This is a genomic window from Halomonas sp. BDJS001 (assembly GCF_026104355.1).
In the GTDB taxonomy this organism is placed as follows: Bacteria; Pseudomonadota; Gammaproteobacteria; order Pseudomonadales; family Halomonadaceae; genus Vreelandella.
Map to the genome: position 1 here is coordinate 3,342,583 of NZ_CP110535.1, position 12,392 is coordinate 3,354,974.

Genomic DNA, 12,392 nt, shown 5'->3' on the forward strand with positions numbered 1-12,392 from the left:
TACCTATCCGATTGAGTAATCATGCAGCAACTGATTCGCCCGAAGCAGCCATAATTTCATCTTTCGTTACACCCGGTTTAAATTCAGCAGAGATCCGCCCTTTGCTCATCACCAGCACTCTGTGCGGGATACTCAAGCACTCGCTTACTTCAGACGTTGTAAAGACAACCGCCAACCCCCGCCGGGCCCCTTGGCTCAATAACTTGAATACTTCGGCCTTGGCGCCCACATCAATGCCGCGGCTTGGCTCATCGAGCATGATGACGTCGGGATGCGTCGCCAACATCTTCCCGATGACCACTTTCTGCTGGTTACCGCCAGACAGTGAACCAATAGCAGCCTCTCCACCGTCTGTTTTGATGTGCACCCTATCGATAGCTGATTTAATCATTTCTGCCTCCAGGCCGGATGACGTAAGCCCCTTGCGAGTAAACGCATGAATACTGGCTAGTGACAGATTTCTACCGACGGACAGGGTGGGCACTAAGCCATCACGCTGACGATCCTCAGGCACTAACACCAACCCTCTCTCGATTCGCTGCGCAATGTCGTAATGCGAGACATCATTTGAATTGAGCAAAATATCTCCCATGGACTGCCGGGTTCGTCCTGCCACGCACTCCAATAATTCTGTTCTTCCAGCACCCATTAGCCCATAAATGCAGACAATCTCGCCTGCACGCACATCAAGTGAAAAGTCCTCAACAACATAGCGATCTGCCACTTTATCGTCGCTTACGTAAAGGTTCTGGATGGAGAGCGCGATGGAGCCCTGCTCATACCCCGTGGGCGGTGAGCCAAGATCGAAATGCTCTCCCACCATATTCCTAACAATCCACTGCAGGTCGATATCACTACGTGGGGCGTAAGCAGTCATGGCACCATCGCGGAGAACAACGGCATGATCGGTAATCTTTAGCGCTTCTTCCAAATGGTGAGAAATATAAACAATCGAGACACCCTTGTTTTTGAGATCCTGGACGACTTTGAATAACGTCTCTACTTCCGTTGCACTCAGTGCGGAAGTCGGTTCATCCATAATCAAAATGCGTGAGTTCTTGGACAGCGCTCTAGCGATTTCAACGATTTGCTGCTGCCCCACTCGCAGGTCTTCGACTAGAGTGAGCGGGTGGATCGGCTCGTCAAGCTCCTCCATTAACAGCTCAGCCTGACGCGCTTCCTCTTTATAATCGACGCTGCCCCTCCCTTTCGTCAGTTCACGACCCATAAAAATGTTGTCGCGCACATTCAGGTTAGGGGCCAAGCTCAACTCCTGATGAATAATGGCAATCCCCAGCGCTTCAGCATCCGACGGCGACGAAAAGCTGACACTCTCGCCTTCCAATACAATCTCACCCGCCGTCTGAGCAATGACGCCAGACAAAATTTTCATCAGCGTGGATTTACCCGCGCCATTTTCACCAAACAGCGTTGTCACCTGTCCTCGATATATATCGAAGTTCACCTCTTTGAGGGCTTGCACGGCACCGAAACGTTTTTCGATATTGCGTGCAGAAAGAATCACCTCGGGTGGAGCCACTTCAAGTGTTGATCTATCGATACTCATCGCCACCCCTCACTCAATGATCGCTATACTCACGGGAGTAATTAGCCAGTTATTAGGATTTATCATGGTAAAGGAGCCGACTACTTCTAACGTTTTTCCGGTTAAGTCTTGTCCGGAAATGTCCGCCAGCACTTGACGCTTCATTTCGTCATTGAGTGCCGCACCGGCATCTTGGTACTCAATCTGATTGGTGAAGTCACCAAATTGAATAGTGCCGGTTGTATCTCTCAGCGTAGTTCCATTAATGGCAGGGCCTGTTTGTACACGAATGACGATATCTGAAGACACATCGGCAACATCAAGGGTATAAACACCTCCTCGCCCTTCTACGGCAATACCGGAGAAAGAGACTGGCACAATATGACCAATGCCAGCAGCTACACCGTACCTCTCACCTGCCGCGCCGGCATCTTGAAGCACTTCTGGCGCCAATACCGATGCATCTACAGCGTTATCCTCGACATATGCCTGGATCTCTGGAAATGTTTCCTGAGCGAACTGCTGGGGTGAAAACCCCACCTCGCTCTCAAGTTCAGTCAGGCTAATGACTTTGGTATCAAACGCCATGAGTGCAAACAGCACTAACACAAAAGCAGTTGCCACATAGACCCTTATACGCTTTTCACCGGGCACCGAATTTAATGTCGCCGACATAATCACTCCGGTTATCATTGTATTTATAAAGAAGAAACTTCCGTCATCTATTTCCCGTCAGGTATAAGCACAACCTTCAACGCATCAGGATCATTGCGCATTAAATCTAGCCCTTCATGGAACTTTGTTAACGGCAGCTTATGCGTCACTACGTGATCCGTTGGAAAATCACCATTACCGATGCCTTCGATCACAAGCGGGTAGCAATAGGGGCCTAGATGCGCCCCCAGAATATCGAGCTCTTTACGATCGCTAATAATGCTCCAATCAACCGTCACAGGCTCTTTGAATACGCTAAACTCGACGAAACGGCCAAGTTTACGAATCATATAAAGACCTTGCTCAACCGACTTAACGGCACCGGTGGCCTCAATATAGATATCGCAGCCATAGCCTTCGGTAATACTTTTCACGTAGTCAACAACATCGACATCAGCAGGATTCAGGACAATGTCGGCACCAAACTGTTTGGCAAGTTCTAAGCGCTTATTGTTGAGATCCAGCACGACCAGTTTGGAAGGCCCGGACTTTTTGATTGCGCCAATCATCCCCAGCCCCAGGGTTCCAGCACCGGAGAGTACAACCACATCACCCAGCTCAATCTGCGCACGCTTAACGGCGTGTAACGAACACGCATAGGGTTCAATAAGAACCGCCTTCTCCATTGGAATCTCATCGGGCAACTTGTGATTAATGGCTTCTTTGGGAAAGACCATATATTCGGCCATACCGCCATTCACGTTATGTTGAAACCCATAGACATCGTGCTTTTCACACATCCAGTACTGACCACGGTGACAGAATCGGCACTCCCAGCAAGGCACAATTTGCTCAGAAATAACGCGATCACCGATTTCGAAACTCTGTACACCCTCCCCCATTGCCATCACATGACCAATAAACTCATGACCTGGAATCATCGGCGCTTTGATATAGGCAGGCTGGGTTTCGTCTCCCCAAAAGCTGGGGGCGCCTTCATAGGCTTTGAGATCGCCAGCACAGATGCCGCACGCTTCGACCTTAATCAGTACTTCACCCTCTCCCGCCTTCGGCACGTCCACCTCTTCAAGGCGATAATCACCAGGCGCGTAGGCGACGACGGCTTGCATGGTCAGTGGTAGTTCGGTGGGATTGTTGTTATCAGCATTATGCATTATTCACTCCTAATGTATCTTGTAGTGCCTAGCTAGCGAAGCCTGCATTACAAAAGATCTTATTATGTACATATGAATTAACTGCTTTAAGCATAGCTGAGTCAATCCATAATGGCATTTTCTAATCTTATACTTTAGGCCAACAATTCAATTTATTGATTTTTATACTTAAATTTAAAAAATGGAAAATATTTGTTAAGCGGCAATACCAACTTAAGGCATAAAATATGTTCTATTATTGTTCATATGAACAGATATTAGCTAGTCGCTACCGATATCTTGGCGGGAGACGGGTAGGTAAACCAGGCATGCCATAAGTGAACATGCCTCAGGGAGCAGAGCTGGGTTGGGCGCAATGCACCCCAGAATCTTTAAAAGAGAGCTACGTTTGAGTACAAATTAAGCGCGCGCCTCTCCTTGAGTCGCCTCATCAAGACGCAGAATAGTGTGTGCGTTAGTGACGCTAGTGGCCAATGTATCAATGACCCCAGTACGCAGAGCACCGAGTATGCCGACCGCTTTAGTATTCTCACTGGCGATAGCGATAACGTCGGGAATACGCGTGAGATCCTGGATATTGAGCCCCACCACACGCCCCTGCATCTGCGTGGCAGAAGGCTTCCCATGGATATCGATAAAGTCATAACCCATCATATCGCCCACGGTTCCAGAGAGCCGTGCTTCAGCAATCTCCTGGGCCGAAAACCACCCCATGCGCACCATATTACTGTCTTCACTGACATCGCCTACACCAATCAAAGCAGTATCCGCGCGTCGAGCCCGGTCTAGCGTCTGGCGCACGGTGGAGTTTTCATACAACGCATCCCTAAGCTCCCCATTCTGCACCAGCGCAGGGGCATACAGCGTCTCACTGTCACCGCCAAACCTACTCGCCAAACGTCGACAAATATGGTCGGGATTCATATGCTCACCTGCGCGCAGCGAGCCACCGATTGCGCACACAAATGAAACTTTTAAAGACTCCGCCAGGAAAACGTTATCCGCCACCGCGGCGACGTTACGCCCCATCCCAACGGCCACAATCTGGCCATCGGTCAAGCTACGCGACAAATGGTCGGCGACCAGACTCGCAACCGACGAGCGCTGTACATCCGGATCGGCATTATCCAGAGCGATCAATGCTCGCTTCAGGCCAAAGCGCCGTTTGAGCTCCTGCTCGATCTCAACACTCACGGCGGGATGCAGGCGCACGCGAACATCGACAATTCCTTCTGCCTGAGCACGCTTGAGCAGCCGCCCTATTCGCACACGCGAGTGGCCGAGCCTATTGGCGATCGCTTCCTGCGTTTCCCCCTGCACATAGTAGAGCGTTGAAATCTCTGTCATTAAGTCTATATCTGCAGCGTCTTGACCATTCATCCTCGGCATCCAGGAGTTGTTGGAGGGCATGTATCATGTCAGTTTGCTTGACACTTTTTCAACACAGGAATCAGCGCCTGAATAATCAGTGCCAATGAAACTGAGCCGGCATCAGGCGTACCCACGCTTTTTTCGGCTAATGGGCGCGCGCGACCAACACGGGGAATTAGCTGCCTGGTAGCCTCAGCCGCCTCACTCGCTATGCGTGCAGAAGATTCCCAGCAAACCAAAGCACCCTGGCCTTGCTCAGCCTCCCAAGACAAGGCATCGGCAAAAGGCACCAGCACATCGACAAGGGTTTTATCACCCAACTCAGCCTTGCCGAATGCCATCACTTGTTGGCGGGCCTTGACCACTCCAGCGGCAAGACGCCGCCCTGAGAGCGGCTGCTCATTGCCAAGCGACTCGCCCATCGCTTTTAAGATCACCCGCCAGATAGCACCAGAGGTGCCACCCGCTTTATCCGACCAGCGCTGCCCAGCCCACTGCAGCACCGTCTCCGCGCCCGCCCCGCCGTCAAGCGCCTCTTTAGCCGCCTCAAGCGCAGCCCTGCTGCCTCGCTGCATACCAATACCGTGATCACCATCCCCAGCAACCGCATCAATCTGGCCCAGCATCTCGCAGTTTTCATTGACCGTATTGGCGAGCACTTCGAGCGCCTCAACGACGCCCCTGGCTAATGCTCGCGAGGCATCGCTCGCCTCGGGAATCTCATCTTGCGTAACCAACTCTACCTCGGCAGGATCCAGCGCCTGCGCTGGCGTCACGCTGCCTTTTCGATAGCCCGGCGCATCCGCAGCGGCGGTCCACAGCGGCTCCATGCCTTTATCAAGCCAGAACAGCGTCAGCGAAACCCCGGCCATATCAAGACTGGTCACTAGCTCGCCCACATCCGGCTCGACGATGATCACACCAGCCTCCTGCAGCAGCTCGTCAACCTTACGATAAATAACGAACAGCTCTTCATACTTAACGGTACCCAAGCCATTGAGTATCGGCGCCACCCGCGCTCCTTTAAGATTGATACCTTCTGGTACTTCTTCCAATAATCGGGTAACGAGGATCTCTGCCAAGCCGTCTGCGGAAGGGATATCCGTCTCACTAATACCCGGCTCACCGTGAATCCCCAGGCCTATGGCCATCCTGCCTTCGGGCACATGAAAGAGCGAATCGGCCGCACCCGGTAACGTGCATCCCTCAAACGCCACTCCAAAAGAGCGCGTGCAGCGATTTGCCTCCTTCGCCACTTGAACCACTTCTTCCAGTGATAATCCCTTTTCTGCTGCAGCGGCGGCGGCCTTGAAAACGGTTAGATCACCGGCGATGCCACGGCGCTTATCCATCTCCGCCAAGGGCGCACTGGCGACATCATCAGTGACCAGCACGATTTCACAGGGAATACCGTCCGCGATCAAACGCTCTCGCGCCTCGCCAAAATGCAGCACGTCCCCCGCATAATTTCCAAATGAGAGCAGCACACCACCGCCGTTGTTGGCGGCTTTGGCGACGGAATAAACTTGCTGTGCAGAAGGCGAGCAAAACAGATTTCCCATGACCGCTCCATGGGCCAACCCTTGCCCAACCAATCCCGCAAAGGTGGGGTAATGGCCACTACCACCGCCAACCACGACCGCAACACTATCTGGCTGGCTGCGCGTACTGCGTACGACGCCTCCCGGTACAGCCATCAGCTTATCGCGATGAGCAGCTACCAAACCTAAACGAGCTTCTTCAGGGAAATCACTTGGATCATTAAATAGGCGTGTCATTATTATATCCTCTGGAGTGAGGCCAAACTGCGTTATCACAGCTTGCATGCTGTTGTTATTAGTCGACGAATATGAGCAATCCCACGGTTACGGAGTATTCAAGCGAGACTCATATTCGTCAATCTTTGCTATTTTTAATTCGGAATTTCCACCCGAAAAGTGGCTATCCAAAAAGGTTGCCACTATTGATTTAGCCAACTCCGGCCCAATCACTCTGGATCCCAGCGTGACAATCTGTGCATTATTACTGGTGCGCGCCTTTGCTGCTGAGTAAGTATCGTGTGCCTGCGCAGCGCGGATACCGGGCACCTTATTGGCAGAAATAGCCACTCCGATTCCCGTGCCACATACCAGTACTGCACGATCGAAGCGCCCCTCCTTAATCGCCGTCGCCACCTCAAAGGCAACATCGGGGTACAGCACCGGCTGGGCATTAAAAGTGCCAAAATCTTCAACCTCGTAGCCTAACTCTCGGATATAACCAATAAGAATCTCTTTCAAGTCGTAAGCGGCCTCATCACCGCCAATGGCGACTCTGAGAGAAGACATCGCACTAGACATTCATGCTCTCCCTTTCTAAGCAATAGAAACGCGGACGACTAACAACGATGAATACCGCCCCGCAGTTGCCAGCCGTCTACTGACGCTATTCAATCTATCACTAACCGAGCATTTGTAAACACATCGATCATAAGATCCATTTGCATTTTTTGAGATACCTAAAGACAAAAACAAAGATAAAAACAACAAGTATTTGATAATAAAAGAATTATCTGGAAATAAAACATTACCTACCAAGCACTATACTTTTGTTCGACGGCCTTGAAATCGATTTCATCAGCAGACCTGTTTGACTAAATCGGTACAAATAGACAATCATTTGAACACATATTGTTCATTTTTACGGAGAGTAGGCAATGTCGCTTCTGGATGGATTACGCGAGCACTCTTTGGTCGTGGCCGACACGGGCGACCTGGAGGTTATAAAACGCTATCAACCGCAGGACGCTACCACTAACCCCTCATTGATTCTCAAGGCCTTCGAACTGCCTCGTTATCAAGCGTTGATCGACAAGGTGCTTGCTGAATCATGTCGTGATGAGAGCGACCTGAGCCGGATAGTTGACCAACTTTCGGTTGCGATTGGCGGGCAAATTGCCAATGTGGTGCCTGGACGAATATCGACAGAAGTGTCCGCACACCTCTCTTTTAACACCCAAGCCAGTATTCACAAGGCCTACGAACTGATTGAGCACTACGAACAAATGGGTATTAGTCGCAGCCGTGTGCTGATCAAGCTCGCGTCTACCTGGGAAGGGATCCGTGCGGCTGAGCAATTAGAGCGTGAAGGCATCAACTGCAACTTAACGCTCTTGTTCAGCGATGCTCAGGCGCAGGCCTGCTTCGATGCGGGGGTGTACCTGATATCGCCCTTCGTTGGCCGCGTTAGCGATTGGTACCAAAAACAACAGATAAGCAGTTCACCCCAGAAGAAGACCCTGGCGTGCTATTTGTAAAGGGGGTTTGCGAGAGAGCTGCCGCTGGTCATTACGACACTGTCGTCATGGGGGCAAGTTTTCGTACCACCGATCAGGTCTTAGCATTGGCGGGCTGCCATCGCCTGACCATCTCTCCTGCACTGCTAGAACAGCTTGATCGCATGGAAGGAGAGGTGGCCTCAAAAATCCAACAGAAAACCGTCACTCGTGAAGCATTCACACCGCTATCAGAAGCAGGCTTTCGTTGGCAACACAACCAAGATGCAATGGCCAACGAGATGCTGGGTGACGGAATCCGACGCTTCGCCAACGACCAGCAAACATTAGCGTCGTTGATTACTCAGCGCTTGACTGCCCGCGCCTAACGAACCGCCACACAATAGAACAGCCAAGGTATCACTGCTATGAATAGCCGCTTTGAGTTCGCCAATGCCTGAACCACTGGGCGGTAGCGCCGATTTAGCGCTAACCTTCCGGAAAGGCGCTAAAGCGGTCACGCCCGAAAACGCCAGCGGTAACTACCTGCACGGCAGGTCTGTTGCCACTCATGATGGCGCCACCTTCCTGATCTTTATGGCGTACATGGCGTAACTCGAAACGGATGGCAGCATTGATGGGCCAGCAGGTGATCTACGTCCTTACCCATGACGCCATTGGCTTGGGTGAAGCTAGCAAAAACAGCTTAGTAAGGCTGGGGAATCTCGCCATCATCATCGTCGTCATCGCGCATACGCGCTTGGCGCTCCGCCTCCTCCTCTTTGGCATCGTCGATAACTTCCATCAACTCATCGACGTTAGCAATATGGGTGTCGGCATCGAAGTGGCCGGTGAGCTTACTATCCGGATGCAGTTCACCGGTTTCGTACAGCGCCCACATCTCTCTGCCATATTCGGTGTTTAGAAGCTCTGGCGCAAACTGGCCGAAGTAATTGCGCATGTTATCCACATCGCGATACAGCATCGCGGCCGCGCTGTTATTGCCGGCGGCATCAACGGCCTGGGGCAAATCGATAATCACCGGGCCGGAGGCATCGACCAGCACGTTAAATTCCGACAAATCGCCGTGAATCAGGCCCGCGCAGAGCATTTTCACCACGTCTTGAATGACCTTGGCGTAGTAGGTCTGGGCCTGCTCTGGCGTTAGCGTCACTTCGTCCAAGCGCGGCGCGACGTTGCCTTCGGCGTCGCTGATCATCTCCATCAACAGTACGCCGTCCACAAAGCCATGAGGCTCAGGTACCCGCACACCCGCCGAAGCAAGACGATAGAGGGCATCGACTTCAGCATTCAGCCACGCCTGCTCCTGCTCTTTCTGACCGTAACGGGTTTTTTGGCCATTGCCCGCGAGCGGCGGCTATTGCGCTCTTTACGCCCCTCTTGATACTGAACGGCCTGTTTAAAGCTGCGCTGTTTAGCCTCTTTAAATACCTTGGCGCAACGCACTTCCTCACCGCAGCGCACTACGTAGACCTGCGCTTCCTTGCCACTCATTAACTGCACCAACACCTCGTCGATCATTCCATCATCGACAAGAGGTTGTAATCGCTTAGGGATTTTCATGGTTAGCTGCGTCGGCTCCTCTTTGGTACGCGTTCAGTAACGGATACGGCGAACACGGAAAGCACGCCCTTTTAATTTATCACGCTCGAGTTTGGCCTGAGCTTGTTGAATCACGTCTCGCTCAACGGCCACATAGGCACTGCGGGCGAGCACTTTGATTTTACCCACTTGATCGCCGCGCAGCCCACCTTCACTGGTTAGCGCTCCCAGAATATCACCGGGGCGCAGCTTATCTTTCTTACCACCAGCTAACTGCAGCGTCGCCATTAGCGGCTCGAACGGTACCGAGTACTGGGGTTTCGGCAGGGGCTCGGTTTTAATCGCCTGCTCCAGCAACCCTTCCAGCCGCTCCAGCCGGTAACTCTCTTTAGGGGTTACCAACGTGCAGGCAATGCCACTGGCCCCGGCACGCCCGGTGCGACCGACCCGGTGCACATGAACATCAAGCTCGCGGGCAATTTGGTAGTTAAACACGGCGTCCAGTTGGGCAATATCCAGGCCACGGGCGGCAACGTCGGTGGCCACCAAAATAGAGGTACTCTGGTTAGAGAACAGAATAAGTATGCGATCGCGGTCTTTCTGCTCTAAATCACCGTTTAACGCCACGGCACTAAACCCTGCATCGGTCAGTTGCTCAGCCACTGCCTGGGTTTCGCGTTTAGTGTTACAGAATACCACGCTGGTCGCGGGCCGATAGACCAGTAACAGTTGGCGCAGGGCGTCGAATCGCGTCTCTTCATCAGCGACACTATAAAAATGCTGCTGGATCGTAGTGGCGTCGTGTACCTCGGCGATTTTGACCATCACCGGTTCACGCATAATGCCGCGGGTCATCGCCGTTAGGCCGCCCGATGACTGCTCGTCTGGGAAAGTCGCGCTGAACAGCAGCGTTTGGCGGTCGGCTGGGGTCTCAGCAATAATGTCATCAATGGTCGCCTGGAAGCCCATATCCAGCATCCGATCCGCTTCGTCCAGCACCAGCGTCGTGAGGGACTCCAGGGTGAGCGAGCCTTTGCGCAAATGCTCGTCTATACGCCCCGGTGTGCCCACCACAATGTGCGCGCCGTGCTCTAAAGAACCGAGCTGAGGGCCAAAGGGCGCGCCGCCGCAGAGGGTGAGTATTTTTACGTTGGCCATGCCACGAGCTAACCGGCGCAGTTCTTCTGCCACCTGATCGGCCAGCTCCCTTGTGGGGCACAACACCAAGCCTTGCACCGCGAAGCTCTCTACTTTCAATTTAGCCAGCAGGGCCAAACCAAACGCCGCCGTTTTCCCTGAGCCGGTTTTCGCCTGGGCCAATACATCGCGCCCGGCCAGCATGGGCGGCAGGCTCTCCGCCTGCACCGGCGACATTTCGTGGTAGCCAAGGGACGCAAGGTTGCTTAGCAGAACGTTTGGCAACGCTAACGAGGAGAAAGAGGAGTCAGACACGGTATTACCTTGCTTGGGCCACAGCGAGGTGGCCATCGAAAAAAACAGCGTGCGCTACCTTAAGGGCAAATGACACACGCAAATATTACCGCACCATACCAGAAAGTGCCCGGGGCTGCGCCGCCATCACATCGACATCAGCTTGCAAGGGGCACAAAGATGGCCTGACTTAGCTTGGCTAAGTCCCCAGGCGCCAGCTCGATTTCAAGCCCGCGTCGCCCGGCACTCACATAGATACTGGCAAAATGTTCGGCAGAGTGATCAATAAAGGTGGCCAAGCGCTTTTTCTGCCCTAAAGGGCTAACCCCTCCTAGCACATAGCCGGTGGTGCGCTCTACTTCCGACGGCTCCGCCATAGTGGCTTTCTTTGCGCCGGCAGCTTTGGCGATCTGCTTTAACCCCAGCTGGCCATTGACCGGCACAATGCCTACCGCCAGCTGTTTGCCATCCAGCTTCACTACTAGAGTTTTAAATACCTGCTCCACCGCAACGCCTAGTTTTTCAGCCGCCTCCAATCCATAGGAGTGTGCAGTGACGTCGTGATCGTACTCATGGATTTGAAAGGCAATGCCTGCGTGTTTCGCGCTATTGATAGCCGGTGTCATGTCGTTCTCTTCTTTAACAGCGTTGATACGATGACGTTACAGAGTGGCCCACTTCGCCTAATAGGTTAATAACGTGGCAGGCAAAGGGAAGTCAACGGGGGCATGAATATTAGCACGCTATGAATGGAAAGCTGAGCTCTAGCGACTATCCTTATCAGTGCAATGCTCAATAGTGCAGTAGGTAAATGGAAGCTAAATGAAAGGAGATCAGCAATGCCAGCAACCTCTAAAGCGCAACAGAAAGCAGCGGGCGCGGCACTCTCTGCTAAGCGCGGAGAAACCAAGCCCAGTGAACTTTATGGTTCGTCTAAAGAGATGTATGACTCCATGAGCGAGGAGGAGCTAGAAGACTTCGCGAGCACAAAGCGCAAAGGCAAGCCGGAAAAGAAACAGGATTGATCATCCTCTTGCCCCTGCCTGCGAAAAGAGCCATGTAAGGCAACAGCGCCAGCTTCGATAAGCTGGCGCTGTTGGTATTGACTAGCTAACCGTCACTGCTTGCAAGGCACCACTTTACGCAGGGTGTCTTTTGCCCAAAGCGTTTGGCCATCCGGTGTACGGCCGTGCTCATTCCAGCGTTCGGCGGTTTCCAGGCAGAACGATCCAGTGCTTTCAACGCTCGCATCGCGGTTGGCCGGGCGCTCACCACCAATCCGCATGACGTCAGGATTGTCGGTGGTATAGCTTGGCGCAATGGTAGAACTTGCACAGCCAGCGACCAGTGCGGGTAAACAGCGGCGCAGTGGCATGTTTTTACAACCCTCAACGTAGCA

The 12,392-nt window shown here is 52.7% G+C and carries 11 protein-coding genes and 2 pseudogenes; 3 read left to right on the forward strand and 10 right to left on the reverse strand.

Annotated features, from left to right (window positions below):
- Positions 1-19: 19 nt before the first annotated feature.
- The 6 genes from OM794_RS15570 to OM794_RS15595 form a co-directional block, all read right to left on the reverse strand.
- The gene (locus OM794_RS15570) at positions 20-1,567 is read right to left on the reverse strand and encodes a sugar ABC transporter ATP-binding protein (RefSeq protein WP_226247339.1); all 1,548 of its coding nucleotides are present in this window, start codon (positions 1,565-1,567) and stop codon (positions 20-22) included.
- Between the two features lie 9 nt (positions 1,568-1,576).
- Positions 1,577-2,221: a DUF2291 family protein gene (locus OM794_RS15575; RefSeq protein WP_226247341.1), complete on the reverse strand. Its 645-nt coding sequence runs from the start codon at positions 2,219-2,221 to the stop codon at positions 1,577-1,579.
- Positions 2,222-2,268: 47 nt separating this feature from the next.
- On the reverse strand, positions 2,269-3,375 hold the full coding sequence (locus tag OM794_RS15580; protein ID WP_226247344.1) for an MDR/zinc-dependent alcohol dehydrogenase-like family protein: 1,107 nt from the start codon (positions 3,373-3,375) through the stop codon (positions 2,269-2,271).
- Positions 3,376-3,774: 399 nt separating this feature from the next.
- Positions 3,775-4,755 carry a sugar-binding transcriptional regulator gene (locus tag OM794_RS15585; RefSeq protein WP_226247346.1) on the reverse strand — a complete coding sequence of 327 codons (981 nt, stop codon included), beginning with the start codon at positions 4,753-4,755 and terminating at the stop codon, positions 3,775-3,777.
- 38 nt (positions 4,756-4,793) lie between these two features.
- Positions 4,794-6,524, reverse strand: coding sequence for a dihydroxyacetone kinase family protein (locus OM794_RS15590; RefSeq protein WP_226247348.1), 1,731 nt, complete (start codon positions 6,522-6,524; stop codon positions 4,794-4,796).
- A gap of 87 nt (positions 6,525-6,611) precedes the next feature.
- Complete coding sequence (locus OM794_RS15595; protein ID WP_226247350.1) at positions 6,612-7,085, reverse strand: RpiB/LacA/LacB family sugar-phosphate isomerase; 474 nt, start codon at positions 7,083-7,085, stop codon at positions 6,612-6,614.
- Positions 7,086-7,441: 356 nt separating this feature from the next.
- Between OM794_RS15595 and tal the strand changes: the two are divergent.
- Positions 7,442-8,388, forward strand: a pseudogene (gene tal / locus OM794_RS15600) (transaldolase).
- A gap of 64 nt (positions 8,389-8,452) precedes the next feature.
- Positions 8,453-8,614: a hypothetical protein gene (locus tag OM794_RS15605; protein ID WP_413229639.1), complete on the forward strand. Its 162-nt coding sequence runs from the start codon at positions 8,453-8,455 to the stop codon at positions 8,612-8,614.
- Positions 8,615-8,705: 91 nt separating this feature from the next.
- On the opposite strand, the pseudogene OM794_RS15610 reads toward OM794_RS15605, so the two are convergent.
- From OM794_RS15610 to ybaK, 3 genes and pseudogenes are all read right to left on the reverse strand, one after another.
- Positions 8,706-9,583: pseudogene (locus OM794_RS15610) on the reverse strand (PA4780 family RIO1-like protein kinase).
- 33 nt (positions 9,584-9,616) lie between these two features.
- Positions 9,617-11,050, reverse strand: a complete 1,434-nt coding sequence (gene dbpA / locus OM794_RS15615; RefSeq protein WP_226247355.1) for an ATP-dependent RNA helicase DbpA — start codon at positions 11,048-11,050, stop codon at positions 9,617-9,619.
- 101 nt (positions 11,051-11,151) lie between these two features.
- Positions 11,152-11,619 (reverse strand): Cys-tRNA(Pro) deacylase, encoded by a 468-nt coding sequence (gene ybaK / locus OM794_RS15620; protein WP_226247358.1) that lies wholly within the window; start codon positions 11,617-11,619, stop codon positions 11,152-11,154.
- A gap of 213 nt (positions 11,620-11,832) precedes the next feature.
- Between ybaK and OM794_RS15625 the strand changes: the two genes are divergently transcribed.
- Positions 11,833-12,018: a DUF3008 family protein gene (locus OM794_RS15625; protein WP_035584858.1), complete on the forward strand. Its 186-nt coding sequence runs from the start codon at positions 11,833-11,835 to the stop codon at positions 12,016-12,018.
- Between the two features lie 92 nt (positions 12,019-12,110).
- Here the strand turns inward: OM794_RS15625 and OM794_RS15630 are convergent, their stop codons facing one another.
- Positions 12,111-12,368 (reverse strand): hypothetical protein, encoded by a 258-nt coding sequence (locus tag OM794_RS15630; protein WP_226247360.1) that lies wholly within the window; start codon positions 12,366-12,368, stop codon positions 12,111-12,113.
- Positions 12,369-12,392: the final 24 nt, after the last annotated feature.

Excerpts from the sequence above, each read along its gene's own strand:
- OM794_RS15570 (WP_226247339.1), bottom strand. The coding sequence starts at position 1,567 with ATGAGTATCGATAGATCAACACTTGAAGTGGCTCCACCCGAGGTGATT.
- OM794_RS15575 (WP_226247341.1), bottom strand. The coding sequence starts at position 2,221 with ATGTCGGCGACATTAAATTCGGTGCCCGGTGAAAAGCGTATAAGGGTC.
- OM794_RS15580 (WP_226247344.1), bottom strand. The coding sequence starts at position 3,375 with ATGCATAATGCTGATAACAACAATCCCACCGAACTACCACTGACCATG.
- OM794_RS15585 (WP_226247346.1), bottom strand. The coding sequence starts at position 4,755 with ATGAATGGTCAAGACGCTGCAGATATAGACTTAATGACAGAGATTTCA.
- OM794_RS15590 (WP_226247348.1), bottom strand. The coding sequence starts at position 6,524 with ATGACACGCCTATTTAATGATCCAAGTGATTTCCCTGAAGAAGCTCGT.
- OM794_RS15595 (WP_226247350.1), bottom strand. The coding sequence starts at position 7,085 with ATGTCTAGTGCGATGTCTTCTCTCAGAGTCGCCATTGGCGGTGATGAG.
- OM794_RS15605 (WP_413229639.1), top strand. The coding sequence starts at position 8,453 with ATGCCTGAACCACTGGGCGGTAGCGCCGATTTAGCGCTAACCTTCCGG.
- dbpA (WP_226247355.1), bottom strand. The coding sequence starts at position 11,050 with ATGGCCACCTCGCTGTGGCCCAAGCAAGGTAATACCGTGTCTGACTCC.
- ybaK (WP_226247358.1), bottom strand. The coding sequence starts at position 11,619 with ATGACACCGGCTATCAATAGCGCGAAACACGCAGGCATTGCCTTTCAA.
- OM794_RS15625 (WP_035584858.1), top strand. The coding sequence starts at position 11,833 with ATGCCAGCAACCTCTAAAGCGCAACAGAAAGCAGCGGGCGCGGCACTC.
- OM794_RS15630 (WP_226247360.1), bottom strand. The coding sequence starts at position 12,368 with ATGCCACTGCGCCGCTGTTTACCCGCACTGGTCGCTGGCTGTGCAAGT.